Raw genomic sequence first — 24,330 nt, forward strand, 5'->3', positions numbered from 1 at the left:
GCAGTCCCTGCCGCCTGAAGACAGGTCCCGGATGCCCTAACGGGCTGGGAAAACCGTACAAAGTCCCGGCGCACAAGTGGCGCCGTCCTTGCTCGGGAGGCTCGGTACCACGAGACTTTCCGCGATGAACATTTCCAGCGCCAGCACGGCCATCAACTGGCCAACCCCCAAGCCGATCGGCACCGCCGGAAGCGCCGCGAGAGACGCGGGCGGTCGAAAGCCCGACGACATCGCGGCCGACTTCCTGAAATACGCGTCGATGTCCCCGATGGAGCGGATGCGCGCCAACATCCTGAAGGGCATGGACCTGACGGAGGAGCAACTCGGCTCCCTGCCGCAGGACGAGCGGCGGAAGATCGAGGACACGATCAAGGACAGCATCCGGAAGATGGTGTCGGCCGACGGCCGGACGGGACAGCTCGTCGATGTCTCGGCCTGAGGCCCGCCCCTACCGCGCGGGCGGCTCCTCGCTCTGACTGTCGATGGAGCAGGCGACCGCCTGCACCGCCGCGTTGGCGGCCGCGCGCTGGCTCGGCAGGCCGGCGACCGCCCGCACCACCACGAAGCCCTGGCGGTCGGGGGCGACGATGCGCACGTCGCGGCTCGGCTCGCTCTCGTCGTCGCTGGCCAGCGCCTCGTCGTACTGGGCGCGGGTGAGGATCACGAGGTCGAGCGCGCCGCGCACCGCCGCCTGGTCGGTCACCGCGTAGAAGGCGCCGCGCCGCCCGTGCGCAGCCAGCGTCAGCATCAGCGGTCCGGTGCGGGCCGAGACGCGCAAGGGGCCGTCCGCGAGGTCGTAGGCGCAGACGCCGACCGCCACCGCCGGGTCGGGGATCGGCAGCCACGCCTCGGCCGGAGCCGGGTTGGCTGTCGTGGCCACCGTGTAGATCGGCTGCGGATGGTCGAGGCTCTCGCTCCCGCGCGCGCGGGAGAGCGCGTCCGTCTCCGACAGGAGGGGGATCGCCAGCACGGTCGCGACGTGCACGAGGCCGGCGAGCGTCAGGCCGCACAGGGTGGCGTAGGCGAGGCGCAGATTCATCGGCACGGGCTCATGGGCGCAGGCTCATCGGGGCCTCATCGCGCGGGGCTCACGTCCTGCAGCGCAGGCGGGTGATCGCCGGCACCGCGTCGCGGTCGAGGCTGCCCGCGCTCGCCGCCACCGGCGTGTCGTAGAGGCGCAAGGCGAGTCGCAGGGGGCCGGTCTCGCGCGGGCTCGGCAGCCAGTTGCCGGGTTCCGCCTCGGGACCGAGCGTGACGGCGAAGCGGCCGTCCAGCTCGCGCAGGATCTCGGTCGCGGTGAAACCCTCGCGCATCGGCGGCCGGGCGGGGTCGGGATCGCCCCGGCCGGAGACGGTCAGCGTCCAGACCCGGGCCGGCGGCGTCGCGCCGGTGATGCTGTAGGTGCAGGCGGCGTCGAGACCGCGGCCGGCATCGTCGGTCGCGGCCGTCATCAGCAATCCCTCGCCGACCGCGAGCGGGATCTCGCCCCGGCGCGCGTTGACGGCGCGGGTGTAGGGATCGGCGCTGGTGGCGCCCGCCCGCGGCCAGATCGTCCAGGCCCCGACCGCGACGCCGCCGAACGGGTAGCCGCCGCGCGTCGCCCAGTCGGCGCTGGCGAGGCCGAGCCCCGCGCCGAGCGCCAGCGCGTAGAGAGCGAGCCCGACCCAGGCGCTCCTGCGCCACAGGCGCTGCCCCACCCCCACGATCCGCCCCCCGGCCCGCGCGGCGGCCGTGGCCTGCGCCGTCAACGCCGGCCTCATCGGGTCTCGGGCCGGTCGGAGGGGCGGTTGCCCTCCGCGAGCGTGCGCGGAGCGCCCTTGGTGTCGAGCTGGGCGCCGGGCCTCGGAGGCGCCTCGACGGTGCGGAACAGGCCGTTCACGCCGCTGATCACCTCGAAGGAGCGGCGCGAGAGCTTGCCGAAATTGCTCGCCGCCGGGTTGGTCGGGGCGGTCGGGGCCGCGGCCTGGGCGCCGGGGTTCGGCACCTTCAGGCCGGGAAGGGGCTTGATCTCGATGCCCTGGTGGGCGGGCTCCATCACGTCGTGCCAGGTCTGGGCGGGCAGCGAGCCGCCGGTCATCTTGTTGGTCGAGGTGCTGTCGTCGTTGCCGAACCAGACGGCGCCGACGTAGTTGCCCGAGTAGCCCACGAACCACGCGTCCTTGTAGCCGTTCGTGGTGCCGGTCTTGCCCGCGATCTTCACGCCCTCGATCTGGACGCGCCGGGCCGTGCCCTCCTCGACCACCTTGTTGAGCATGTAGTTCATGCCGGCCACGACCTGCGTCGAGAGCACCTGCTCGGGCTGCTCGTCCGCGTGGCGGTAGATCACCTCGCCGGAGGAGTTCTTCACCTCCATCGCCGCGTAGGGCTTGGCCCGCTTGCCGCCGTTGGCGAAGACCGCGTAGGCCGCCGCCTGATCGATCACCGTGACCTCGGCCGAGCCGATCGGCAGTGAGACCGAGTCGACGAGCGGCGTGGTGATGCCCATGGCATGCGCGGTGTCGATGATCTTCTTGCGGCCCGCCACCGCGGCGCGCGCCTCGTGGTTGATGCCCATGGCCTTGCCGAGCTGGATCGAGACCTGGATCGGGATAGTGTTGATCGATTTCGCCACCGCGAGCCAGAGCGGCTGCCGCCCCGAGTAGGAACGGCCGTAGTTCTGCGGGCACCAGTTGCCGATACAGGTCGGGCGATCGACCACCACGGTCTCGGGCTTGTACTGGCCGGAGGCGAGCGCGGCGGCGTAGACGTAGGGCTTGAACGAGGAGCCGGGCTGGCGCAGCGCGTCGGTGGCGCGGTTGAACTGGCTCTCGCCGTAATCGGCCCCGCCCACCATCGCGCGCAGCGCCCCGTCGGGATCGAGGATGACCATCGCGGCCTCCTCCACGTCGTAGGCGTCGCCCGACTTGCGCAGCACGTTGGCCACCACCTCGTCGGCCCGCTTCTGGATCGCGACGTCGAGGGGCGTCTTCACGGTGAGCACGCGGTCGTTGCGGAACTTGCCCGCGTCGGCCATCTGCTTGATCTCGCCGAAGGCCCAGTCGAGGTAGTAGTCGGCCGTGATGTCGCGGGTGCGGGTCACCGGCGTCGCGGGGTTGCGGAGCGCCGTCTGGATCTGGCCTTCCGTGACGAAGCCCGCCTCCACCATGTTGTGCAGCACGTCGACCGCGCGGGAGCGGGCCGCCGGCAGGTTGACGTGGGGCGCGTACTTCGTCGGCGCCTTGAACAGGCCGGCCAGCATCGCGGCCTCGGCGAGGCTGATGTCCTTCAGGGGCTTGCCGAAATAGTAGTCCGCCGCCGCCACCGCGCCGAAGGTGCCGCCGCCCATATAGGCCCGGTCGAGATAGAGCTTCAGGATCTCGTTCTTGCTGAGGTGGAACTCCAGCCACAGCGCCAGGAAGGCCTCGTTGACCTTGCGCTCGATGGAGCGCTCGTTCGTGAGGAAGAGGTTCTTGGCGAGCTGCTGGGTGATCGACGAGCCGCCCTGCGTGTTGCCGCCGCCGCGCGAGTTGTTGACCAGCGCGCGCAGCGTGCCGATCGGGTCGATGCCCCAGTGCTCGTAGAAGCGCCGGTCCTCGGTCGAGACCAGCGCCTTGATCATGATGTCGGGAAACTCGTCGAGCTTGAGCGAGTCGTCGTGCTTGATGCCGCGCCGCCCGACCTCGGTGCCGTAGCGGTCGAGGAACGTGACCGCGAGGTCCTGCTGCTTCAGCCAGTTCTCGCTGGTCAGGTTGAAGGCGGGCTGGGCCAGCGCCAGCATGCCGAGGAAGCCGACGGTGCCGAGCGTGACACCCTCGCTCGTGAGGTCGAGCGCGACGCGCTTCCAGCCGCGCACCGAGAACCGGTTCATCACGGCCTGGAAGCGCTCGTAGACGATTCCGGTCGATTGACCGCTGTCGTAGAGGCCCGCGTTCACCCACGCATCGAAGCCCAGCGCGGCGCGCTGGAGGCGGGTCCGGATCGCGGTGAGGTTCGGCAGACGCACGACGAGGGATCCGGCTTCGAAGGCACCAGGGACGGCAGTCGGGAGCCCGGCATCCTTACCAAGCCCCACGGCCTTCCGCGAGGCTTGTTCGCGGACAACGTCCGGGAGGCGGATCCGGAGCCCGGCAATCTCCGCTTAACCTTGATCGCCGAATGGGGCGGACCGGTGGCGTCCCGCTCTCCCAGGGCTCCGCCCTGGACCCGCCAGAGGTTTCGGACCTCGGGACGCCCTGACCCGCGCCCCGCCACGCTTGCGTGCGGGCCTGCCTTGCGGCAGACGGAGGCTCCACCCCCGATTGTCGAGAGGCTCCCGATGGGAAGCCCCAGGGCCCCGCGCCGCGGTGCGGCCGTGCCGTCGAACGAGTTCTGGCGCACCAAGTCCCTGGAGGCGATGACCTCCGAGGAGTGGGAGAGCCTGTGCGACGGCTGCGGGCGTTGCTGCCTGATCAAGCTCGAGGACGAGGATACGGGCGAGGTCCACCACACCGATATCGGCTGCACGCTCCTCGACGGGATCGGCTGCCGCTGCCGCGACTACGCCCACCGCCAGAAGCGGGTGCCGGACTGCGTGCGCCTGACGCCGGAGGCAGTGCGCACTATCCCCTGGCTGCCGCCGACCTGCGCCTACCGCCTCGTGCGCGACGGCGAGCCGCTCTTCGACTGGCACCCCCTGGTCTCCGGCCGCGCGGGCAGCGTCCACGAGGCCGGCATCTCGGTGCGCGGGCGGCTGGCCGGCAACGAGGAGGAGTTCCTCGACGAGGAGTACCCGGAGCGCATCGTGGACTGGCCGGGGCTCATGCCGGAGGAGGCGTAGGGCGGACGGCCGGTTCGCCCGCGTCCTCTAACGCCGGCTCCGGTCGAGCAGGCGCCCGCCCGCGAGGCCGTTGAGCCCGATTACCCCGAGCACGGTCGCCCCGTGGACCATGAGGTCGACCGCGGTCGTCTCCAGCGGGTGGAAGGGCGCTAGGAGCGCGGCCGCCGCCGCCGCGACCGCGAGGCCGCCGAGCGCCGCGGTGAGGTTCGGGCGCAAGGGGCAGGCCCGGCGCAGCATCAGCACCAGCAGCACGGAGAGCGGCAGCGACACGCCGAGCAGGAAGATGAAGCAGCCGTGCGGCGCGTGCGGGGCCTCGAGGCCGGGGCCGGCCAGCGCCCGCAGGCAGCCCGGCCCGCTCGCGCCGATCCAGAGGGCGGCGGGCGCCAGCGGCAGCAGGGCCCAGCGCGCCGGACGCCCGGGCACGCTGGTGGCGAAGGCGGCGTAGGCGGCGGAGAGCGCCGTCAGCACCGCGCCGAACAGGACGAGCGGCGCCTCGGCCGGGTGCGGGCCCCGCAGGCCCTCCAGCTCCAACACGGCGAGGAGGCCGAGGCCGAGCGCCAGGACGGCGCCGGCCCAGACGAGGGCGCGCCGGCCCGGGGAGGGCAGGGGACGGACCGGTTCGAGCCGGGCGACGAGGTCGTCGACGAGGCGGTCGTGCGGGCGGAGCTGGATCTCGGACATCGGCTACTCTCCCGGGCGTCCGACGCCCGGGCCGGCGAGGCTGGCGCGCAGGGCCTTGATCGCCCGGTGCAGGTTCACCTTCAGGGCGCCCTTGCTGCGCCCGGTCAGCGCCGCGGCTTCCTCCAGGGAGCGCTCGCGCAGCGCCAGCTCCTCGACGGCCTGCCGCTGTCCGGCGGGCAGCGCCGCCACGGCGCGGGCGAGGTCGGCGGCGCGCTCGCGCGCCTCCAGGCCCTCGCCGGGCGCGGGCCGGGCGTCCGGTTCGGCCTCGTAGGCCGCCGGGTCGTGCACCTCCCGCGGGCGGCGCCCGGCGCGGCGCAGGGCGTCGATCGCCCGGCGCTGCGCGATGGCGCGCAGCCAGGGCAGGAAGGGCCGCGCCGGATCGTAGCTCGCCCGCACCCGGTGCAGGGTGACGAGCGTGTCTTGGACGGCGTCCTCGACGGCCTCGCCGCGCAGGCCCTGTGCCCACACGGCGGCCCGGGCCACCGGCAGGCAGGCCCGCAGGAGGGCGCGGTAGGCCTCCGCGTCGCCCCCTTGCGCCGCGCGCATCGCGGCAGCCAGCCTCTCCTCCAGCGCCATCGCCGCCCCGCCGCGTGCCTGCGGGCGGGATTCTAACGTTCGCGGGCGCAGCGGGAAGAGCGCGTCGGGGCGGGTCTCCGGGGCAAGGATGAGCAGCATGGGCCTGGCCGAGATGACGAGCCGGCACGGGCGGCCGGTCCGCACTCTTCGCGCGCGGGGCGGCGGCGGTTACGGCCCGCTCAGCCCTCGAGATCGAAGCGGGCGACGTCGGCGAGCAGGTCCACGAAGGCCCGCGCGCCGTGGTCAAGGGCCGCGTGGCCCGCCTCGGCGCGCCCGAGCCGCGCATCGCCGATCGCGCCGGAGGGGTGCAGGTCCTGGGCCTTCCAGGCGAAGGCCGCGGGGCGGCCGGCGCTCAGATGCGTGAAATCCCCGCGCATCCGCAGAGCCCGGGAGGGGAAGTCGGCGATCCGGTCGGCGCGCACGAGATCGGGCCGCAGCGCCAGCATCAGGGCGGTCTCGATCCCGCCCGCATGGATGCCGTAGGCGACCTCGTCCGCCGGGAACAGGCCCGGCGGGTAGCCGAAGCGGGCCCAGGCGGTCGTCACCGCGACCATGCCGAGCCGTCCGCGCAGCTCCGCCGCCACGAGGTCGATCAGCGCACTGTTGCCGCCGTGGGAAGTGACGACGACGAGCCGGCGGCAACCGGCCCGGTGCACGCCCGCCCCGACCTCGGTCCAGGCTCGGAGCGCCGTCTCGGCGGAGAGCGTCAGGGTGCCCGGGAAGGCGTCGTGCTCGTCCGACTTGCCGATGGTCTGCACCGGCAGGGTCAGCACGTCGAGATCGTCGGGCGCGAGGGCCGCGACGCGCGCGAGATAACCCTCGGCGATCACCACGTCGGTCGCGAGCGGCAGGTGCGGCCCGTGCTGCTCCACCGCCGCGACCGGCAGCACGGCCACCGCGCGGCCCATCCCGCGCGTGCGGATCTCCTCGGTGGTCAGCTCGGACCAGGGGCGTGCGGGCATCGAGCGTGTCTCGCGGGCGGCGGGGCCGCCCGCTCTAGCATGCCGGGCCAGCGCCCGCGAAAACGCGGGCCGTGGCTCAGGCGAAGAGCGCGTCGATGTCGTCCTGGGCGGTGGCCGGGCCCTTGGATTGCGGGCCGTTGAGGATCAGGCGCTCGGCCCGCTCCTTGCGCGCCGCCTCGGCCGGGTCGAGCCCGGCGTCGTCGCGGGCGCGTACTGCGGTGGCGAAGCGGGCGAGGCGCAGCTCGAGGTGGCGCAACGCTTCCACCACCTTGGAGATCCGTTGCCCGGTGATATCCTGGAAGGCGCAGGCCTCGAAGATCGTGTAGATCTGCGCCTCGACGCCCGCGCGGTAATCCGCGTCGTCGGGCAGCGCCAGGATCGCCTCGGCCGATTCCATGATGGTGTTGGTGGCCCCCGCGGTGGCGGCCAGCACGTTGCCGAGTTCCTCGTGCGCCATCGGGATGCGGTCGCGGGTGATCTCGTTGGCCCGCAGGGCCGCGATCTCGCCGCGCACGTGGCTGATGTAGTCGGCGATCTGGATCAGCTCGGCGACCATCTTCTGCGGGGACAGGTTGGCCGTGTCGGGGGCCGATGTTGCGGAGTGACCCATGGCGATTCCTCGAAGATGCCCGCGAGCCCGCGGGGCTCGGGCCGGGGCGGCGACCCGCCCGGTCCCCCCGGACGGCATCGGATCGCCTGCCCCTCGCGTCGGACGGGTGCGGCGCTCAGGCGCCGCAGACGGCCTCGATCTTGGACTTCAGCGTGGCGGCGTTGAAGGGCTTGACGATGTAGTTGTTCACGCCGGCCTTCTTGGCCGCGATGACGTTCTCGGTCTTCGACTCGGCGGTGACCATGATGAAGGGCGTGGTGCGCAGGCCCTCGTCGGCGCGCACGTGGCGCAGCAGCTCGTAGCCCGTCATCGGCTCCATGTTCCAGTCGGAGATGACGAGGCCGTACTTGCGGCCCTTCAGCTTGGCGAGCGCGGCGGTGCCGTCGGAGGCGTCGTCGACCTCCTCGAAGCCGAGCTGCTTGAGGAGGTTGCGGATGATGCGGACCATGGTCTGGTAGTCGTCGACGACCAGGATCGGCATGCTGAGGTCGAGGGCCATGAGCGCGTGACTCCGTGTATTCCTTGGCTGGGGAGCGGCTTCGAAGGCTCCCGCGATCCGATTCCCGGGAGGCGCCAGTGCCCGGACGGCGCCTCGTGACCGCGAAAATAGGCTTGACCGGATTGCGAACCGGTTAACCCGCGCGCGAGCCCGCCGCGCCCCGGTTTCGGCGCGCTTCGCTTGACCGGGGGTGTGGTTTTCGACAGGGTCCGCCGCGTTTTCCGGGGCCTCGCGACTCCGGTATCTTCCGAGCGAGACCGCAAGCACCGATGGCCTCAGGCGACGAGACGGCCGCGCGACCCTTCACGATCTGCCGGCCGGACGAGCCCGTGCCGCAAAACCTCGCCGGCGCCGTCGCGGCGCTCGGCAATTTCGACGGCGTGCATCGCGGCCACCGGGTGCTCGCCGAGGCCGTGCGGGCGGCGGCGGGGCGGGCCCCCGCGATCGTGCTGACCTTCGAGCCGCATCCGCGCGCCTTCTTCGCCCCCGACCAGCCGATGTTCCGCCTGACCGGGCCGGAGGCGAAGGAGATCGTGTTCCGGCGCCTCGGCCTCGACGGTCTGGTGATCCGCCGCTTCGACGCCGCGCTCGCCGGCACCGGCGCGCGCGCCTTCGTGCACGACCTCCTCCGGCGCGACCTCGGCCTCTCGGGGGTGGTGATCGGGCACGACTTCCATTTCGGCCGCGGGCGCGAGGGCACGCCCGCGATCCTGGCCGACCTCTGCCGCGAGGCGGGGCTCGCCTGCCGCATCGTGCCGCCGGTGGCGCTCGGCACCGAGGCCGAGCCGATCTCCTCCTCGGGCATCCGCCGGGCGCTGGAGGCCGGCGACCTCGCCCGGGCGAACGCGCTGCTGGGCTACCGCTGGTTCGTGCTGGGCTCCGTCCGGCACGGGGACAAGCGCGGGCGGGTGCTGGGCTACCCGACCGCCAACGTGGCCCTGCCCGATTGCGGGCTCGCCCACGGCATCTACGCGGTGCGCGCGCGTCTTCCGGACGGCACCCTGCGGGACGGGGTGGCGAGCTACGGCCGCCGCCCGACCTTCGACGACGGCGCGCCCCTCCTCGAGGTGAACCTGTTCGACTTCGCGGGCGACCTCTACGGGCAGGAGATCGCGGTCGAGTTCGTGGCCTGGATCCGCGGCGAGGCGCGCTTCGACAGCGCCGAGGCGCTGGTCGTGCAGATGGACCGCGACGCAGCCGAGGCCCGCCGTCGGCTGGCCGCCGACGCCACGCCCTCGATGCTCGCCTGACGCTCTCCCGATTCCGGCCGGGCGCGGCCCGTGCTATGCAGGCGGCCCGGGGAATCAGGGACATCTGCGATGCTGGGACGCTTCGAGCGGGGTGCGAGCGGGGAGGCGGTCGTCGAGTACGGCGACGGCACCATGCGGGTGGTCAAGCCCGGCAGCTTCGTGCGCTGCGCGGTGACCGGCGAGGCGATCCCGCTCGACGCCCTGCGCTACTGGAGCGCCGCCCGCCAGGAGGCCTACGCCTCGCCCGAGGCGGTCATGACGCGCCTGAAGCAGACCGGCCGGCCCTAGACGGACATCGTCCCGAAAGAAAGTTGCCGCTTTCTGCGGCGGCAATGCAGCGACAGGAACCCGGAGCATCGCCCTCCGTGCGAGGTCGAGGGCGATGCTGCAAGTCTTTCGATCTGATTTTTAAACTAGTTATTAGATTTGTTTTTCTCGAAAATAGACCGTGAAACCAACAAAATTGTTTCCACATCCTGCGCTGTCGGCTCCGCTCCGAGGTCGCCATGGACGACCTTGTTTCTTAGGTCGATGAGAGCTCTGAGATGGCGCTCGGTCTCAGGTTCGATTGTTCCACTCATCGCGAGAGTCTGGATGACCGTCCCCGGCGGTTGCGGGCGACCATTCAGGTCGGTCTCGGTCATCCGCGCCGCAGCTTCCAGCAGTGACCACGATATGAGGAACGCGGCTTGGGTCTGTCCCTGGGCCAGGAGATCTCCCGCCATCGCGAGCTTCTCCAGAAACAGTTTCGACGTGGGTTGGGGGATGTCGACGCTGTCCCGCTCGTCGTCACCAATGTAGAAGACACGAAGTTGCCATTCGGGGTGGCCTTCGAACAGGTGGCGTATCAGCCGAAGGCTGAGGTCGGTCGCGCGATTGTTTCTGCTTTTTACCTCGATCGCAACCTTGTGGTCTGTTTTGACTGCAACGGCATCAGGTGTATACTGCTTCATGAATTCCGGCAGATCGCTTTTCCCCGGATAGAGATGAAAATGATATCCCTTGTTTTCGAAATGCGGACGCAGCGTTTCGATGAAGCGACGCTCCGCCTCCTGGGAGTATTGAGCCGACCTCATTGCGCTTGTCTCCAGCTCAAGTCATCTATGACTCTGATGTAGACCACAGGCGGTGTCGCTTCCAGCGCGGTGGCAAGCTGATCGCTCGGATCAATAAATTCCCAATCGACGCCTGGCTCGAATTTTTGCACGATGACCCGTTCGACAAACCTATCGTCGGCGTATGCCACGTTTATGAGGGCGTCCATGATGGGCTTGACGATATTATCGACGTCGCCGACCATCGGTGCTGCAGCGAGATAAAAGATCGTGAGCGCGACCGGTGCCGAGTATAGAAATCCGATTTCGTCGGTGGCGCGAGCGCGGTTCTGACCAGCGGTCTTGACGGTCGCCTTCCAGCGCTCCTTGGAGGTGCCGCTTCCCTGCAGCGAGATTGGCGTGCCCTCGACGACGACCTCGAATGGGTAAAGAGCGTTTTGGTCCGAATCGCTCACGGTCGTCCTACGTTCGATGCCCTTTGCAGCTTAGAGCAGAACGTTCTGATCCGGCTAGATGGCAGTCGGAGGTGCCAGGGGCAACACGGCTGGCGTTGCATTCGGCTCAGCGACCGGTGTGCGCGAACGTCCGTAGCCCGCCTTACTGCAGGGACAGACCTGCGAAGTCGGGTACATAAAGATCTGAGGCGAGCTGCACTGGCTTCTCGCATGGTCGAGGGGACCGGTGCCGATGCGGGAACCGTGCAGCCGGCCCCAGATACCTCGGTCCTACGGCTCGGCAAGGCGCGCCCGGTGCCGCGCCAGGGTGTCGAGCAGGATCGGCATGAAGGCCGAGCCGGCGTCGAGCCCGGCCGCGCCGCGCTCCAGCTCGGCCAGCGCCGCGCGCTGCGCCGCGAGGCCCTCGACCGCGTCGAGGCGCGCCCAGATCGCGGCGTCCGCCTCGCCCGCGTTGACCGGCCGCTCGGCGGCGAGCAGCTCCTCGAAGACCCGCAGCGTCTCCGCGCGGGTCATCGGCCTGACCCCGCTCGATGGCTGGCCCAATGCCCCTCCTGGCGGGCGCCCATCAGCCCCGCCGCCGCGAGGCCGATCCCGGCCACCAACGCGGCCGTGGTCAGCGGGTGGAGGCTGGCGCGGGTGTAGAGGCTCGTGCGCATCACGTGGCCCGGATGGCCGCCCGCGACCTCGCCGCCCGACCGGCTCGGCTCGTAGAGGGCGCCGGCCCGGTCGCGGGCGGGCTCATCGGTCTGCTGCTGGGCCGACATCGTGCGCCCGGCAAGGTCGAAGGCGCGGGGTGCCAGCTCCTTGGCGAGGCTCATCAGCCGGCCGCCCCCGCCCACGTAGATGTCGCGGCGCGGATGCACCATCGCGTGCAGGATGGCGTGCGCCACCTCCTCGGTGCGGTAGACCGGCGGCGGCAGCTTCGGCGCGTGGGGCGTGTAGTTCTTGGCGTTCTTCGCGAAGGGCGTGTCGATCGCCGCCGGCTTGATCAGCGTCACGGCGACGCCCGCGCCCTCCTCCTCCAGCTCGATCCGGAAGGCATCGGTGAAGCCTTTGATGGCGTGCTTGCTGGCGCAGTACATGCCCTGGAGCGGGAAGGCGATGTCGGACGCCACGCTGCCGAGATTGATCAGCACGCCGCCGCTGCGCTTGAGGTGGGGCGCGGCGACCAGCGAGCCGTGCACCACGCCCCAGAAGTTCGTCTGGAACAGGCGCAGGTTGTCGGCCTCGCTCACCTCCTCCAGGCGCCCGAAGATCGACAGGCCGGCATCGTTCACCCAGCTGTCGATGCGTCCGAATCGCCCCACCGCCTGGTCGGCGATGCGCTGGACCTGGGCGCGGTCGCCGACATCGGCCACCACGTCGAGGGCCTCGCCCCCCGCCGCCTCGATCTCCCGGCGGATCCGCGCCAGCGCCTCGCCGTTGCGGGCGGCGAGCACCACCTTGGCGCCCTTGCGCGCCGCCCGGCGGGCGGTCTCGAGGCCGATGCCGCTCGACGCGCCGGTGATGACCACGACCTGACGGTCGAGCGGATGGCGGGACTTCCACATGGGAGGGATCCTCTCGGGCGGGTTGCGTGGGGCGGGGGACGATCGTCCAACCGGCGCCCGGTGGATCCGTTCACCCGCGGGCGTCGGTCGCCTCGTCAGGGCCAGGCACGCAGGATCGCGTCGGTCGGCGCGATCTCGATCTGCTCGCCGAAGCGGCTGCAGTAGAGGGTCACCATCGCGTCGTGGGTCTCGTCGGCCGAGCTGCACACCCCGTCGGCCGCGATCACCACCCGGTAGCCGCGATCGACCGCCCCGAGCACGGTGGCGAGCACGCAGACGTCGGTCTCCCCGCCCGTGATCACCACCGTGTCGGTTCCGAGGTCGCGCAGGTGCGCCTGGAGGTCCGGCTCGAGCCAGGGGGAGTAGGTCGCCTTGTCGAAGACCCGGGCGGGCGGCGCCAGCGCGGCGAGGCTCGGCAGCAGGTCGATCATCCCGGGCGCCAGCCGGTCGAGGGTCATGTTCGGCCAGCGCTCGTAGTAGCGCCGCCACGTGCCCGAGCAGACCTCCGCGCGCGCCGCCGGAACGAAGCGCGTGAAGGCCGTGCGCCCCGGATGCGCCGCGGTGATGCGCTCCACCTGCGGCAGGATGCGGCCGAGCCAGGGCGTGTGCCAGTCGGTCTTCTCGTGGAACAGACGCTGGACGTCCACGCAGACATGCGCCGTCCGCTCGCCCAGGTCGCCGAAACGCAGCCCCACTCCCCGCTTCATCCCGTTCGTCTCCTCCCGCGGGACGCCCGACGGGCCGGCCCCGGTCCCGGGGCCGGCCTCGCGCGGGGCGTCGGTCTTCTGAAGGGCAGGTCCGGAGAGCCGCTCCGGATGGGCCCGGCACCGAGGGGCGCCCGGTCGCGGGCCTCAGCCGATCTGCTCGTTCTGGGCGCCGCTGTCGGGCCGGGCCGGGCCGAGCACCGGCTCCTCGCCCATCGGCTCGTTCTGCACCACGCTGAACTCGCCCTTGCCGTCGAGGGAGGGCCCGCTGGTCCAGCGCCCGGCGGGCGGGGGCGTGCCGTCGCGGGCCGTGGCGAAGAAGTTGTAGTTGAACTTCTGGTGCTCCTCGCTCTGCGGGAAGGAGTTCGGGATCGGCAGCGCGCCCGCGGGGCCGCCGAGTTCCTCGATCACCGCGAGCCACTGCTCCTGATGCATCGTGTCGCGGGCGATCATGAAGTGCAGCATGTCCTTCATGCCGGGGTCGTTGGTGGCGTTAGAGAGGCGGACCGCCAGGGTCCGGCCGGTCGCCTCGGCGGCGACGTTGCAGTACATGTCCGCCGCGAGGTTGCCGCTGGCGTAGATGTGGCTCATGTCGAAGGGCACGCCCTCACAGTTGGCCGGGAAGGCCGCCATGCCGGTGGAGAGGATGTGCCGGTGCAGCATGCCCTCGACCATGTGGCGCGGGTTCTCGCCCCCCATCACGGCGCCCACCACCTTGTCGGCCGCGCCCGCCTCCTGGACCTTGGTCGGGGCGGTCTCGAGGTTCATCGCGACCGCGGTCGCCAGCATCTCGATATGGCCGATCTCCTCGGTGGCCGTATGGAGGAGCATGTCGCGATACTTCGTGGTCGGCCCGCGCGCGCCCCAGGCCTGGAAGAAGTACTGCATGCAGACGCGGATCTCGCCCTCGACGCCGCCGATCGCCTGCTGAAGCATGCGGGCGAAGACGGGATCCGGGCTCTCGACGCGGACCGGATATTGCAGGCGCTTGTCGTGGTAATACATGGGCTGGTCCTCAGCTCTCGGGTGCACGCAGGCAGGCGATTCGGGGCTCGTCCCGCACCGGCTTCCCCTCGGACGCGCCTGAAGACGCTGTCGGGGCCGGATCTTGGATGGTCGGAGCCTGTCCCCGCACGTCACCGTGGGCCGGCCGCGGGAGGTTGTACGTCCCGCGGTACGTCCGCTCGGTGCACGTCGAAGATACGTTGGGCTGAACCGCGCCTCGGACGGCTAAGTTCCGGCGCCGGAAGGCCGATTTCTATCGGAATGACTGATCTATGTTGTGAATGTACTGGGAATTGCCTCCGGTCTACTGCGTGCATGTGCGCGCGCGGCCGGTTCGGGCCGGTGCGGCGGGGGCGCTGCCGGCCTTGCGAGGGACGAACCCACGGCCGCTCCGGCGCGTTGCCTTTGCCGACGAGGGTGATGGGGTCCATGGGGTGTTGCGCGGAGCGCGGCCGGGACGGCGTTCCGGCGGCGCGAAGGAGGCGGCGATGGCGGACGCGGCACGATCCCTGACCGGCCGGCACGTGCTGGTGGTCGAGGACGACTACTTCATCATGGACGAGCTGCGGCAGAGCTTCGAGCGGAGCGGCGCCACGGTGCTCGGGCCGGTCGGCAGCGTCGAGGACGCCCTCGCGCTGGTCGAGCGCGCGCCGCGCATCGACGCCGCGGTGCTCGACATCAACCTGCACGGCGAGATGGCGTTCCCGGTGGCGGACGCCCTGCGGGCCCGCGCCATCCCGATCATCTTCGCCACCGGCTACGGCGCGGCCACGATCCCCGAGCGCTTCGCCGACGCGCCCCACTGCGAGAAGCCGGTCGAGCCGGAGATGATCGCCCGCCTGATCCTGGGGCAGGCCGGCGCGCCCACCGCGGCCTGAGGGGCTCGGGGCGGGCCGCCCGTCCTGCTCCGCCGGCCGATCATCCGATCGTCGCGGTCTCGGTCCTTCGGGATCGGGTGGACGACCCGGGAGCGCGCATGGGCCCGGGAGCATCGACGTGCCGTCGCGGCGCCGTGCCGGCGGATCTCGCGGCGATCTGCCGGCGCCGGGGTGGTCGGGCCCTTCCGTGAGGCGCCGCGCGGAGGCGCTGCGCGATGAGCCGGCCTCAGCGCGCCACGCTCCAGGTCGTCGTGCCGTCCTTGTTGTCCTTCACGGCCACGCCCAGGGCGGTGAGCGCGTCGCGGGCGCGGTCGGAGGCGGCCCAGTCCTTGGCGGCGCGGGCGGCCTTGCGCTCGGCGATCAGCCCCTCGACCCGCGCGACGTCGATCCCGGCAGCCTGCACGCTGGCCTCGGCGCGCGCGCTCGCCGTCTGGCCGAGCAGGCCGAGCAGGTTCGCCCCCGCCTTCAGCCGGGCCGGGTCGTCGAGCCGGTGGATCTCGGCGAGCGCCGCCGCGGTGTTGAGGTCGTCGAGCAACGGCTCCAGCACGCTCGGCGGCGCTTCCGCGGCGGGCGCCGCATCGCCGACCGCGGCGTACCAGCGCTCCAGCATCCGGCTCGATTCCTCGAGCCCGCGCGCCGTCCAGTCGATCGGCTGGCGGTAGTGCGTCTTGAGCATGTTGAGGCGCACGACCTCGCCGGGCCAGTCCTCGAGCACGTCCCGGATGGTGATGAAGTTGCCGAGTGACTTCGACATCTTCTCGCCCTCGACCTGCAGGAAGCCGTTGTGCAGCCACCAGTTGGCCATCACGGGCGTGCCGAAGCAGCAGCGGGACTGCGCCACCTCGTTCTCGTGGTGGGGGAAGATCAGGTCGATGCCGCCCGCGTGGATGTCGAAGGTCTCCCCCAGGTGCTTGGCCGACATCGCCGAGCACTCGATGTGCCAGCCGGGCCGGCCCGGTACCGCGATGCCGGCCGGCGAGTCCCAGGAGGGCTCGCCCGGCTTCGAGGGCTTCCAGAGCACGAAGTCGAGGGGCGAGCGCTTGTAGGGCGCGACCTCGACCCGGGCGCCGGCCTCCATCTCGTCGAGCGGCCGCTTCGACAACCTCCCGTAATCGGGCATCGAGGGCACGTCGAACAGGACGTGGTCCGCCGCCACGTAGGCGTGGCCGGCCTTCACCAAGCCCTCGATCATCGCGCACATCTCGCGGATGTGATCGGTGGCCCGCGGCTCGACGAAGCGGGGCGGCTCGCCCGGCCGGTTCACGTCCTCGGGCATCAGCACGCCGAGGTCGCGGATGTCCCGGTGGAACTGCGCCAGGGTGCCGTCGGTGAGTTCGCGGATGGTGATGCCGCGCTCGGCCGCGCGCGCGTTGATCTTGTCGTCCACGTCCGTGACGTTGCGGGCGTAGGTGACGTGGCCCGGCCCGTAGAGGTGGCGCAGCAGCCGGAAGAGCAGGTCGAAGACGACGATCGGGCGCGCGTTGCCGATATGGGCCGCGTCGTAGACCGTCGGGCCGCAGGCGTACATGCGCACGTTGCCGGGTTCGATCGGCGCGAACACGTCCTTGGTGCCGGTCAGCGTGTTGTAGAGCCGCAACATCGGCGCCATGAAACCCATCCTCTCCCGCCCCGTCCGAGCCCCGCGCCGGCCCCGGTCGCGTGCCGCGACCGGCCGGAAACTCGCTTGGCCCCTCAAGGACCTGCCGGCCGGCGCGGCCCCGCGCGACCTCCGGCCAAGCTTCGCTGCACCGCGGCGCGGGCGCGCAGGCCTGTTGCGGATCGGCGACGGTGCGGCCGGCCGGATCGGGCTAACCCAAAACCGTGATGCAATCGACAACGCCGGACGCGCAAGCCCGCGCCCGGCCCGCGGACGGAACCGGAAAGGTTTTGTTTACCGCACCGATGGACCCTCGCCGCAGGTCTTCCTGCTTGCCCCGCCGAGCCTCCAAGGATTCGTTCATGCGCGCCTCGACCGCCGTCAGCGCCCTCCTCGCCACCGTCCTCGCCACGACGCTCGCGCTCGGCGCGCAGGCGGGCAGCGAGACCCCGGCCCGCTCCGTCGAGAAGACCTTCCTGATCCCGTCGAGCGAGGGCTACGGCGTCGCCGACTGCCTGACGACCCCCGGCAGCGCCTGCGGCCAGACGGTGGCCGATTCCTGGTGCGAGGCCCAAGGGTTCGCCGCCGCCGGCTCCTTCGGCATCGCGGCGCCGGAGGAGTATACCGGCTCGGTCGACCTGCCGGTCTCGAAGCCCTCCGAGCGCCCGCTGCGCATCACCTGCCGGGACTGAGCGGCGCTACCGCAGGAAGTCCCCGCACTTCTGCGAGGCTTCCGTGCCCCAGGGCATCAGCGGCACCGCCGAGGTCGAGTTCTTCGGCGAGCCCTGGATGACCTTGTCGGAATAGACCATGTAGATCAGCGTGTTGCGCTTCGCGTCGCAGCCGCGCACGATCTGCATCGACTTGAAGATCAGCGAGCGGCGCTCGCTGAACACCACCTCGCCCTGCTTGAACTTGTCCTTGAACTGGACAGGGCCGACCTGCCGGCAGGCGAGCGAGATGTCCGAGACGTCCTCGGCCAGCCCCAGCGTGCCCTTGATGCCGCCCTTCTCGGGCTGGGTGTACCAGCAGGCCACGCCCGACACCGCCGGGTCATCGACGCCGTAGACCACCAGCTTGTCGTTGGGCGTGAGCGGGCGCCAGACCGTCGACTTGTCGAAGATCCGGTCCGGCTCCTGGGCGGAGGCCGGCGCGGCGAGCGCCGCCAGCGCGAGGGCGGCGGCTGTGAGACCCCGAAACAACATCGTCCACGCATTCCCCTGTCGAAGCGGTGCCGGGCATGTAGTGGGGGTGTCGCCGCGGCGCGAGGGCGTTTAAAAATGTTGTCCCCGGCGCGAGTCTCAAGGCCGCGCCGGGCGTTCGCTCGCGTCTCGATGTCTCCCGGTTCCCAAGGCCCCCGGTCGCCCATGCTGCCGTCGCGTTCCTCGATCCGCCGGACCGTCCGCGCGCTCGCCGCGGCCGCGGCCTGCCTCGTGCCCGGCCTCGCCGCGGCGCAGGAGCCGGCCGCCACCCCGGTCCCGCCGGCCGCGCCCAGCGCCGCCTGCCTGCGCTACCGGGCCGAATTGTCCGCCCTGCCGGCGGACGGGGCGAGCGTGATGCGCGCCCTCCAGGGCGAGATCGGCCGGCTGGAGGCCTATCACCGCAGCCTGAACTGCGAGGGCGGGCGCTTCCTGTTCTTCGATACCCGGCCGCCCCAGTGCGGCGCGGTCGAGCAGCGCATCCGTGCGCTCAACGCGACCTACGGGGGCGCGGCGACCGACGACAATTCCGGCCGCCGCCGCCAACTCCAGGCGCTGGTGGCGCAGACCTGCCCGACGGTGGCGCGGGCGGAGGGCGGCGAGCTCCACGCCCGCGGCGGCGCCCAGGTGATCTGCGTGCGCACCTGCGACGGCGGCTACTTCCCGATGAAGAACCTGCCGGAGGGCCGCGCCAGCGCCGACGACATGTGCCAGGCGCTCTGCCCCGGCACCGAGGCCGTGGCCTACTCGATGCCGAACGGCGACGACGCCCTGAAGCACGCCGCGACCGTGCGGGGCAGCCGGGCCTACGCGTCGCTCGCCAACGCCTTCAAGTTCCAGAAGACCTTCGTGCCGAACTGCTCCTGCAAGCCCGCCGACAAGACCTGGGCGCAGTCGCTCGTGAAGGCCGAGAGCATGCTGGTGCGGCACAAGGGCGACATCTTCGTCACCCCGATGCAGGCCGAGGCCCTGTCGCGCCCGAAGATCCGCCTGACCCTGGTCGGCCGGGCCGACAAGACCGCGGCCGAGCTCGCCGCCGACGCCGCCGGGCGCAGCGGCGCCGTGCCGGGCGAGGCCGGCGCGACCCCGCCGGTCGCCGAGCGGACGACCGTGCGCATCATCGCGCCGGACCGGATCGCGGTGCCGGCCTCGGCGCTGCCGGTCGCGCTCTCCGCCGCTCCGGCGCCGGGCGTCGCCCCGGCGCGCTGAGGGCGCCGGGAACCAAACCCATCCTGCGAAAGTTCGAACCGGCCGAATGCCCCGTCCTGCCCGGCGGTCCAGCGGATCGCGGCCGGGCGCGGGTCGAACCTCTCACGCGCCGCCACCGCTCCGGTGTCCGCGCGCCGCGAAGGCCGATCGATGCGGAAGCTCCGCCTGCTCCTCCTCGCCGGGACCGTGATGCCCGGCCTCCTCGCCGCGCCCGTCTCCGCCCGCCCGGACGACCCGGGCGCACGCCTGCTCCTGGCCCAGGGCGGCCCGGACATGGAGCGGGCCCCGCGTGGCGGAGGAGAGGGCCCGAGGGGTGGCGGTGAGGGGCCGCGGGGCGGCGGTGACGGTCCGCGGGGCGGAGCGCCCCGACCGGAGCGCCCCGATCGTCCTGAGCGCCCGGAACGTCCGGAGCGTCCCGAGCGGGCACCCGCCGAGCGGGCACCCGCCGAGCGGGCCACGCCCCCGGCCCAGCGCGAGCGCCCCGAGCCGCGCCCCGAGCGCGCCGCACCCCCCGAGCGGCCGCAACCGCCGGCCGCCCGCGAGCGGCCCGAGCCCCGCCCGGAACCCCGCCCGGAGCCCCGCGAAGAGCGCGCACCTGCCCAGCGCCAGCCCGAGCGCCCGCAGCGGCCGGACCGCGAGCCGGCCGAGCGCGCGGCGCCGCCGGCCCGCGAGCGGGCGCCCGAGCGACAGACCGCGCCCGAGCGACAGACCGCGCCCGAGCGGCAGACCGCGCCGGATCGTCCCGCGGCACCGGAGCGTCGGGCACCCGATGCCGACACGCCGCAGCGGCCGGCGCCGCGGCCCGAGCCCGGCTCGCCCGGGCAGCCGGACCGTCAGGATCGTCAGGACCGCAAAGATCGGCCGGATCGCCAAGAGCGCCAAGAGCGCCAAGAGCGCCAAGAGCGGCAGGATCGCCAGGAGCGGCAGGACCGTCCGGACGGCGCCCCGCGCGCGGCGCCCGGCGCTCCGCAGCCGGCGGCACCCCCGGCTCCCAACCAAGCCCCCGGCGTGCCGGGCCGTCCGGTCCAGCGCCCGGATGCCGCGCCCGGCGCGCCGACCCCCCCGAACCAGGCCCCGGGCGTCCCCGGCCGCCCGGTCCAGTCCCCCGGCGCGCCCCAGCCCGGGGCGCAGCAGCCCGCCGCGCCGCCCGCGCAGACGCCCGCACCCGGTGCGCAGCAGCCCGCCACGCCGCAGCCCGCCGCGCCGCAGCCCGCCGCGCCGCCCGCCCAGATGCCCGCACCCGGTGCCGTGCAGCCCGGCGCGCCGACCCCGCCGAACCAGGCGCCCGGCATCCCGGGCCGTCCGGTCCAGCCCCCCGGGGCCGACCGGGACGGGCGCGGCGACCTGCCGCCCGGCCGCGCCGACGACCGTCGCGGCTACGATGACCGCCGCGACGGCGACCGGCGGGGCTTCAACGTGCCGGGCCGCCCCGGCTACATCCCGGGCGGGTTCCGGGAGGACGACGAGGACGTGCGCGACTACGAGCGCGTCCGCCGGGACCGGCGCGAGTTCAACGAGGACGGGCGCACCTACATCCGCGAGCCCGGCCGGATCATCGTGCGCGACCGCGACGGCTACTTCATCCGCCACGACGAGAACGAGCGTTTCCGCGATCTCGACCGCCGCGGCTTCCGCAGCGAGCGGCGGGGCCAGGAGACCTACACCTTCCTCGACCGGCCGGGCGGCGAGCAGATCGTCACGATCGTGGACGACGACGGCCGGCTGCTGCGCCGCACCCGCCGCTTCCGCGACGGGCGCGAGGTGGTGATCATCGACAACGGCTTCGGGCCGCGCCGCCCGATCTACGAGGACGTGGTCGATCTGCCGCCGCCCGACATCCGCATCCCGCGCGACCGCTACGTGGTGGATTACGACGGCGCCGACGAGCGCACCGTCTACGAGGCGCTCTCGGCCCCGCCGGTGGTGCCGGTGGAGCGGCGCTACACGCTCGATCAGGTGCGCTACAGCCCGCAGCTGCGCGCCCGGATGCGCAGCGTCGACATCGACACCATCACCTTCGACACCGGCTCCTTCACGGTGACCCCGGACCAGGCGGCGCGGCTCTCGACCATCGCGGCGGCGATCAACCAAGCGATCCGGGCCAACCCCCAGGAGGTGTTCCTGATCGAGGGCTACACCGACGCGGTGGGCTCGGACGTGGACAACCTCTCGCTCTCGGACCGCCGGGCGCAGTCGGTCGCCACCGTGCTGACCCAGCAGTTCCAGGTGCCGCCCGAGAACCTGACGACCCAGGGCTACGGCGAGCAGTACCTCAAGGTGAACACCCAGAACGCCTCCCGCGAGAACCGCCGGGTGACCGTGCGGCGGATCACGCCGCTGATCCAGCAGGGGCAGGCTCAGGGGCAAGGGCAGGGGCAGGGCGGCCAGCCGCCGCGGTAGAACCCGCGCTCTCCCTCCCCCCGCAGAGGGGGGAGGGGAGACGCGCGCCCTACGCCGCCACCGTGTTCCCCGCCACCCGGACCACCGCGTCGAAGGGCGGTAGCGCCGCCGGGTCGGCGGCCTCGGGCAGGCAGACGATGAGGCCGCGGCCGGCGCGCGCCGCCCGCAGGTGGGCGAGGCGCTCCTCGAAGTTGGCGGGTGCGCGCTCCTCCAGCAGGATCGCCACCACGAGGATGTCCGGCTCCCGGACGAGGCAGCGGGCGAGATCGATGGCGACGCGCTCGCGCGGGCCCGGCGCACCCTCGGCCAGGGCGCCCGTCGCGGCGGGGTCGATCCGGCTGTCCAGGCCGAGCCGGTAGACCGCGTCCTCCAGGCCCTCCTCCGCCAGGACGCGGCGCACGAGCGCGCGCACCCGCCGCTCGGCGCCGGCCTCGCCGTAGCTGATCCGGCCGAACAGCAGGTTCTCCTCCAGGCTCGCGGCCGGGTTGACCCGGGCGGGGTCGTGGAACTCCACCGCGCCGCGCAAGGGGGCGGGCAGCATCCGCGCGAAGGCGTGGCGCGCGCCCACGATGCGCGCTTCCAGCGCCGCGTCGATCAGGCCGAAGCGGTGGCGGGTCTCGTTGTAGCGCAGCGCCAGGCCGATCAGCGCCTCGCGGTCGCGGTGCCCCGCGGGGCCGCGGCGCAGGATGGCGTCGGTCTGGCGGGCGACCAGATCCTCGAAGAAGCCGCGCTCGGCCGCCGGGAAGAGCGAGAAGGCGTCGAAGAGCGGGTGGTCGGCCGGCAGGTCGGCGAAGATCTCGACCGAGTTGCGGGCGACCGCGAGCCCGATCTCGGTGAGCGGGCGGGTCAGCCCCTCCGCCTCCAGCACCGCCCGCAGGTAGGGCTGGCGCGCCAGCCGCGCCGGGGCGAAGGCGGGGCCGACGGCCTCGCCGAACAGGATGTTCTCGGCCAGATCCGCCTGATGGTTGTAGAGCGCCGGGTCGAAGGGCTCGACGAGGCGCTCGGCCTGCTCGGCCCGCAGCCGCGCGCGCACGCTCGCCCGCGCCGCCACCACGGCGCTGGCGAGCTCCGGGTCGGCGGCGGAATCCACCCGCCCGGTCAGCCCGCGGGCGTACACGAAGGCGTCGAGCCCGGTGAGCCCGAGGATCTCCGCGAAGCCGGCGGCGTCCGGCGCCCGCTCCGCGCCGTAGAGCAGGTTCTGGCGGAGCGATCCCTCGACCAGGATCGCCTCGCCCGAGGCGTAGGCGATGCGGCGCGCCCGCTCGCCCGGGTCGAAGGCGCGCAGGTCCTGGCCCGCGAAGGTGACGGCGCCCGCGCTCGGCTCGACCTGGCCCGCGAGAACTGCCGCGAGCACGCGGGCGCCGCCGCCGCGCCCGCCCGCGATCGCCACGTGGCCGGGCATCGCGAGCGCGACGTCCACGCCCGCGAGGCGCTCGCCGGTCGCCGCGTCGAAGGCGCCGACGCCCTGGGCCACGAGCGGGCCGGAGCCGGGCAGCGGCGGCCGCTCGGCCGCCGGCCGGATCCCGGACCGCGTGCGCAGGGAGGCGACCGAGCGGGCGATGTCGCGGAAGGCCGGCACGAGGGCGTCGCGCAGGGCCCAGAGGTCGAGGGCGGCGGCGAGCAGCACGGCGGCGAGCGCGAAGCCGCCCACGGCGGCCGCGAGCGCGGCCGGATCGACGGGTTGCGCGGGCGGCGTGCCGGGCCCGCCGCCGCGCCAGAGCGCGGTGCCGACCGCGAGTGCGGGCAGCAGCACCGCGAGCGCCACCGCGGGGGCGCGGGCGTAGGCGAGGCGCGCTTCCGCCTCGCCGAGCCGGTCGCGCCCGCGCCGCACCTTGGCGGCGAGCCGCGCCCGCTCCAGCGAGGCCGCCCCGTGCCGGCGGATCGCGGGCAGGCGGCGCACGAGGTCCACGAGCGTGTGCTGCGCCGTCGCGCCCGCCTCCTGGCGCAGGGCGCTGCGGCGCCGGGTGCGGGCGAGGATCAGAGCGTGGGCGAGGCCGAGCGCGACGAGCCCGATCCCCGCCACGGGCACGAGGCGCGGGGCGGCGAGCGCCGCGAGGGCGAGGCTGAGCAGGGCCGCGCCCGCCGCGAATCCCGGCAGGACCAGGCCGACCGCGAGCAGCCCGTCGAGCTGGGCGAGCGTCCGGCCGCTGAGGTCGGCGAGCCCGCGCGCCTCCTCGCGGGCGCCCGCGGGCGCCTCGAGGATGGCCTCGGTCACCGCCCCGCGCAGGCGCCCCGTCGCCCGCGCCTGGGCGGAGAAGCAGAGCCGTGCCACGATCCAGCCGATCCCGGCGAGCGCCAGCGCCGTGCCGGCGAGGGACAGGAAGGCGGCGAGTTCGAGCTGGGGCGGCGTCAGGAGCCAGCCCGGCGCCAGGACGAGGTCCGGCCGCGTATCCTGCAACGGGACCACGACGCGCAGGAAGGGGAGGACGGCCGCCTCGTCGCGCAGCATCGTGGCCAAGAGGTCGCGCAGGCAGAGCAGGGCCAGGGCGCAGAGCGGCGCGCCGGCCCCCAGTCCGAGCGCCAGGGCCGCGGCGTGCTGGCGCCGGGCGGCGCGCCAGCTCAGGTGGATCGGGTCCGATTCCATGCCGCCTCGTTGCTGCCCGCCCACGGTGCCGGATCAAACCTCCGGTCCCCCGATCCGCGCATAGTGGACCCGGCGCGCGCGGCAAAGCGCGGCAGCACACCCTCGGGCGCAGAGGGAGTAGGCGAAGGGGTCGGGAAAGCCCGCGCGCTGGAATTTTTCGCATTCCAGGCCGCAGCGCGCCGCGGTCGCATTGCCGGCCCGGCCCCCGTGCCCTCTCTTCTGCTGCGGCGCGGGCCGGCACTGCCCCGCCGACCGGTACGCGGCCAGTCGAAGAACGGACCGATCGTTTGACGCAGCCAGGACCCTGGACCGGAGAGCCGA

The 24,330-nt window shown here is 73.0% G+C and carries 26 protein-coding genes; 8 read left to right on the plus strand and 18 right to left on the minus strand.

The window, feature by feature from the left end:
* The first annotated feature begins 124 nt into the window (after positions 1-124).
* The gene (locus MFF56_RS17575) at positions 125-439 is read left to right on the plus strand and encodes a hypothetical protein (protein WP_066926933.1); all 315 of its coding nucleotides are present in this window, start codon (positions 125-127) and stop codon (positions 437-439) included.
* Positions 440-448: 9 nt separating this feature from the next.
* On the opposite strand, the gene MFF56_RS17580 is transcribed toward MFF56_RS17575, so the two are convergent.
* From MFF56_RS17580 to MFF56_RS17590, 3 genes are read right to left on the minus strand one after another with little or no spacing between them, the layout of a single operon-like run.
* Positions 449-1,039: a DUF1254 domain-containing protein gene (locus MFF56_RS17580; RefSeq protein ID WP_066926931.1), complete on the minus strand. Its 591-nt coding sequence runs from the start codon at positions 1,037-1,039 to the stop codon at positions 449-451.
* A gap of 49 nt (positions 1,040-1,088) precedes the next feature.
* The gene (locus MFF56_RS17585) at positions 1,089-1,760 is read right to left on the minus strand and encodes a DUF1214 domain-containing protein (RefSeq protein ID WP_238230492.1); all 672 of its coding nucleotides are present in this window, start codon (positions 1,758-1,760) and stop codon (positions 1,089-1,091) included.
* Positions 1,757-3,982 (minus strand): transglycosylase domain-containing protein, encoded by a 2,226-nt coding sequence (locus MFF56_RS17590; protein WP_238230494.1) that lies wholly within the window; start codon positions 3,980-3,982, stop codon positions 1,757-1,759. The genes MFF56_RS17585 and MFF56_RS17590 overlap by 4 nt, the downstream gene beginning before the upstream one ends.
* 312 nt (positions 3,983-4,294) lie before the next feature.
* Here MFF56_RS17590 and MFF56_RS17595 point away from each other — a divergent pair, with 312 nt between their 5' ends.
* Complete coding sequence (locus tag MFF56_RS17595; RefSeq protein WP_066927964.1) at positions 4,295-4,795, plus strand: YcgN family cysteine cluster protein; 501 nt, start codon at positions 4,295-4,297, stop codon at positions 4,793-4,795.
* 27 nt (positions 4,796-4,822) lie between these two features.
* On the opposite strand, the gene MFF56_RS17600 is transcribed toward MFF56_RS17595, so the two are convergent.
* From MFF56_RS17600 to MFF56_RS17620, 5 genes are all read right to left on the minus strand, one after another.
* Entirely contained in the window at positions 4,823-5,476 is a 654-nt protein-coding gene (locus tag MFF56_RS17600; RefSeq protein WP_238230495.1) for an NrsF family protein, read from the minus strand.
* 3 nt (positions 5,477-5,479) lie between these two features.
* Entirely contained in the window at positions 5,480-6,151 is a 672-nt protein-coding gene (locus tag MFF56_RS17605; RefSeq protein ID WP_373324101.1) for an RNA polymerase sigma factor, read from the minus strand.
* A gap of 80 nt (positions 6,152-6,231) precedes the next feature.
* Positions 6,232-7,014 (minus strand): creatininase family protein, encoded by a 783-nt coding sequence (locus MFF56_RS17610; protein ID WP_238230497.1) that lies wholly within the window; start codon positions 7,012-7,014, stop codon positions 6,232-6,234.
* A gap of 76 nt (positions 7,015-7,090) precedes the next feature.
* Positions 7,091-7,624: a protein phosphatase CheZ gene (locus MFF56_RS17615; RefSeq protein ID WP_066921439.1), complete on the minus strand. Its 534-nt coding sequence runs from the start codon at positions 7,622-7,624 to the stop codon at positions 7,091-7,093.
* A 115-nt stretch (positions 7,625-7,739) separates the two neighbouring features.
* The gene (locus tag MFF56_RS17620; protein WP_066921441.1) at positions 7,740-8,123 is read right to left on the minus strand and encodes a response regulator; all 384 of its coding nucleotides are present in this window, start codon (positions 8,121-8,123) and stop codon (positions 7,740-7,742) included.
* A gap of 269 nt (positions 8,124-8,392) precedes the next feature.
* On the opposite strand from MFF56_RS17620, the gene MFF56_RS17625 reads away from it, so the two are divergent.
* Positions 8,393-9,373, plus strand: coding sequence for a bifunctional riboflavin kinase/FAD synthetase (locus MFF56_RS17625; RefSeq protein ID WP_238230499.1), 981 nt, complete (start codon positions 8,393-8,395; stop codon positions 9,371-9,373).
* Between the two features lie 69 nt (positions 9,374-9,442).
* The gene (locus MFF56_RS17630; RefSeq protein WP_066924514.1) at positions 9,443-9,661 is read left to right on the plus strand and encodes a DUF2093 domain-containing protein; all 219 of its coding nucleotides are present in this window, start codon (positions 9,443-9,445) and stop codon (positions 9,659-9,661) included.
* Between the two features lie 125 nt (positions 9,662-9,786).
* On the opposite strand, the gene MFF56_RS17635 is transcribed toward MFF56_RS17630, so the two are convergent.
* The 6 genes from MFF56_RS17635 to MFF56_RS17660 all read right to left on the minus strand — a co-directional run bounded on the left by MFF56_RS17635 (position 9,787) and on the right by MFF56_RS17660 (position 14,142).
* A complete protein-coding gene (locus MFF56_RS17635; protein WP_066924516.1) occupies positions 9,787-10,449 on the minus strand; it encodes a hypothetical protein in 663 nt (220 codons plus the stop codon).
* Positions 10,446-10,883 (minus strand): RusA family crossover junction endodeoxyribonuclease, encoded by a 438-nt coding sequence (locus MFF56_RS17640; RefSeq protein ID WP_066924518.1) that lies wholly within the window; start codon positions 10,881-10,883, stop codon positions 10,446-10,448. The genes MFF56_RS17635 and MFF56_RS17640 overlap by 4 nt, the downstream gene beginning before the upstream one ends.
* A gap of 270 nt (positions 10,884-11,153) precedes the next feature.
* Positions 11,154-11,396: a hypothetical protein gene (locus MFF56_RS17645; RefSeq protein ID WP_238230501.1), complete on the minus strand. Its 243-nt coding sequence runs from the start codon at positions 11,394-11,396 to the stop codon at positions 11,154-11,156.
* Positions 11,393-12,433 carry an SDR family oxidoreductase gene (locus tag MFF56_RS17650; protein ID WP_066924521.1) on the minus strand — a complete coding sequence of 347 codons (1,041 nt, stop codon included), beginning with the start codon at positions 12,431-12,433 and terminating at the stop codon, positions 11,393-11,395. The genes MFF56_RS17645 and MFF56_RS17650 overlap by 4 nt, the downstream gene beginning before the upstream one ends.
* Positions 12,434-12,528: 95 nt before the next feature.
* On the minus strand, positions 12,529-13,140 hold the full coding sequence (locus MFF56_RS17655) for a cysteine hydrolase family protein (RefSeq protein ID WP_066928194.1): 612 nt from the start codon (positions 13,138-13,140) through the stop codon (positions 12,529-12,531).
* A gap of 144 nt (positions 13,141-13,284) precedes the next feature.
* On the minus strand, positions 13,285-14,142 hold the full coding sequence (locus tag MFF56_RS17660; RefSeq protein WP_066928192.1) for a manganese catalase family protein: 858 nt from the start codon (positions 14,140-14,142) through the stop codon (positions 13,285-13,287).
* A 488-nt stretch (positions 14,143-14,630) separates the two neighbouring features.
* On the opposite strand from MFF56_RS17660, the gene MFF56_RS17665 reads away from it, so the two are divergent.
* On the plus strand, positions 14,631-15,020 hold the full coding sequence (locus tag MFF56_RS17665) for a response regulator (RefSeq protein ID WP_066928190.1): 390 nt from the start codon (positions 14,631-14,633) through the stop codon (positions 15,018-15,020).
* Between the two features lie 226 nt (positions 15,021-15,246).
* Here the strand turns inward: MFF56_RS17665 and cysS are convergent, their stop codons facing one another.
* Entirely contained in the window at positions 15,247-16,629 is a 1,383-nt protein-coding gene (gene cysS / locus MFF56_RS17670) for a cysteine--tRNA ligase (RefSeq protein ID WP_066928188.1), read from the minus strand.
* 350 nt (positions 16,630-16,979) lie between these two features.
* Here cysS and MFF56_RS17675 point away from each other — a divergent pair, with 350 nt between their 5' ends.
* On the plus strand, positions 16,980-17,309 hold the full coding sequence (locus MFF56_RS17675) for a hypothetical protein (RefSeq protein WP_238230503.1): 330 nt from the start codon (positions 16,980-16,982) through the stop codon (positions 17,307-17,309).
* Positions 17,310-17,315: 6 nt separating this feature from the next.
* Here MFF56_RS17675 and MFF56_RS17680 read toward each other — a convergent pair whose 3' ends face one another.
* Positions 17,316-17,822 carry a CreA family protein gene (locus MFF56_RS17680; RefSeq protein ID WP_066925788.1) on the minus strand — a complete coding sequence of 169 codons (507 nt, stop codon included), beginning with the start codon at positions 17,820-17,822 and terminating at the stop codon, positions 17,316-17,318.
* A gap of 162 nt (positions 17,823-17,984) precedes the next feature.
* On the opposite strand from MFF56_RS17680, the gene MFF56_RS17685 reads away from it, so the two are divergent.
* The gene (locus tag MFF56_RS17685) at positions 17,985-19,025 is read left to right on the plus strand and encodes a DUF2865 domain-containing protein (RefSeq protein ID WP_066925790.1); all 1,041 of its coding nucleotides are present in this window, start codon (positions 17,985-17,987) and stop codon (positions 19,023-19,025) included.
* A gap of 102 nt (positions 19,026-19,127) precedes the next feature.
* Here MFF56_RS17685 and MFF56_RS32215 read toward each other — a convergent pair whose 3' ends face one another.
* Positions 19,128-20,024, minus strand: a complete 897-nt coding sequence (locus MFF56_RS32215) for a hypothetical protein (RefSeq protein ID WP_308445277.1) — start codon at positions 20,022-20,024, stop codon at positions 19,128-19,130.
* A gap of 9 nt (positions 20,025-20,033) precedes the next feature.
* Between MFF56_RS32215 and MFF56_RS32220 the strand changes: the two genes are divergently transcribed.
* Entirely contained in the window at positions 20,034-21,425 is a 1,392-nt protein-coding gene (locus MFF56_RS32220; protein ID WP_308445278.1) for an OmpA family protein, read from the plus strand.
* 49 nt (positions 21,426-21,474) lie between these two features.
* Here the strand turns inward: MFF56_RS32220 and MFF56_RS17695 are convergent, their stop codons facing one another.
* Positions 21,475-24,009, minus strand: coding sequence for an ABC transporter ATP-binding protein (locus tag MFF56_RS17695; protein WP_238230507.1), 2,535 nt, complete (start codon positions 24,007-24,009; stop codon positions 21,475-21,477).
* Between the last annotated feature and the right edge of the window lie 321 nt (positions 24,010-24,330).

This window comes from Methylobacterium hispanicum (genome assembly GCF_022179285.1).
GTDB lineage: Bacteria > Pseudomonadota > Alphaproteobacteria > Rhizobiales > Beijerinckiaceae > Methylobacterium > Methylobacterium hispanicum.

Bases quoted from the DNA above. Each gene is read 5' to 3' on its own strand.
- MFF56_RS17600 (WP_238230495.1), bottom strand. From the start codon at position 5,476: ATGTCCGAGATCCAGCTCCGCCCGCACGACCGCCTCGTCGACGACCTC.
- MFF56_RS17595 (WP_066927964.1), top strand. From the start codon at position 4,295: ATGGGAAGCCCCAGGGCCCCGCGCCGCGGTGCGGCCGTGCCGTCGAAC.
- MFF56_RS17635 (WP_066924516.1), bottom strand. From the start codon at position 10,449: ATGAGGTCGGCTCAATACTCCCAGGAGGCGGAGCGTCGCTTCATCGAA.
- MFF56_RS17580 (WP_066926931.1), bottom strand. From the start codon at position 1,039: ATGAATCTGCGCCTCGCCTACGCCACCCTGTGCGGCCTGACGCTCGCC.
- MFF56_RS17575 (WP_066926933.1), top strand. From the start codon at position 125: ATGAACATTTCCAGCGCCAGCACGGCCATCAACTGGCCAACCCCCAAG.
- MFF56_RS17625 (WP_238230499.1), top strand. From the start codon at position 8,393: ATGGCCTCAGGCGACGAGACGGCCGCGCGACCCTTCACGATCTGCCGG.
- MFF56_RS17620 (WP_066921441.1), bottom strand. From the start codon at position 8,123: ATGGCCCTCGACCTCAGCATGCCGATCCTGGTCGTCGACGACTACCAG.
- MFF56_RS17585 (WP_238230492.1), bottom strand. From the start codon at position 1,760: ATGAGGCCGGCGTTGACGGCGCAGGCCACGGCCGCCGCGCGGGCCGGG.
- MFF56_RS17660 (WP_066928192.1), bottom strand. From the start codon at position 14,142: ATGTATTACCACGACAAGCGCCTGCAATATCCGGTCCGCGTCGAGAGC.
- MFF56_RS17645 (WP_238230501.1), bottom strand. From the start codon at position 11,396: ATGACCCGCGCGGAGACGCTGCGGGTCTTCGAGGAGCTGCTCGCCGCC.
- MFF56_RS17680 (WP_066925788.1), bottom strand. From the start codon at position 17,822: ATGTTGTTTCGGGGTCTCACAGCCGCCGCCCTCGCGCTGGCGGCGCTC.
- MFF56_RS17630 (WP_066924514.1), top strand. From the start codon at position 9,443: ATGCTGGGACGCTTCGAGCGGGGTGCGAGCGGGGAGGCGGTCGTCGAG.
- MFF56_RS17655 (WP_066928194.1), bottom strand. From the start codon at position 13,140: ATGAAGCGGGGAGTGGGGCTGCGTTTCGGCGACCTGGGCGAGCGGACG.
- MFF56_RS17610 (WP_238230497.1), bottom strand. From the start codon at position 7,014: ATGCCCGCACGCCCCTGGTCCGAGCTGACCACCGAGGAGATCCGCACG.
- MFF56_RS17695 (WP_238230507.1), bottom strand. From the start codon at position 24,009: ATGGAATCGGACCCGATCCACCTGAGCTGGCGCGCCGCCCGGCGCCAG.
- MFF56_RS17650 (WP_066924521.1), bottom strand. From the start codon at position 12,433: ATGTGGAAGTCCCGCCATCCGCTCGACCGTCAGGTCGTGGTCATCACC.
- MFF56_RS17665 (WP_066928190.1), top strand. From the start codon at position 14,631: ATGGCGGACGCGGCACGATCCCTGACCGGCCGGCACGTGCTGGTGGTC.
- MFF56_RS17615 (WP_066921439.1), bottom strand. From the start codon at position 7,624: ATGGGTCACTCCGCAACATCGGCCCCCGACACGGCCAACCTGTCCCCG.
- MFF56_RS17675 (WP_238230503.1), top strand. From the start codon at position 16,980: ATGCGCGCCTCGACCGCCGTCAGCGCCCTCCTCGCCACCGTCCTCGCC.
- cysS (WP_066928188.1), bottom strand. From the start codon at position 16,629: ATGGCGCCGATGTTGCGGCTCTACAACACGCTGACCGGCACCAAGGAC.
- MFF56_RS17605 (WP_373324101.1), bottom strand. From the start codon at position 6,151: ATGCTGCTCATCCTTGCCCCGGAGACCCGCCCCGACGCGCTCTTCCCG.
- MFF56_RS17685 (WP_066925790.1), top strand. From the start codon at position 17,985: ATGCTGCCGTCGCGTTCCTCGATCCGCCGGACCGTCCGCGCGCTCGCC.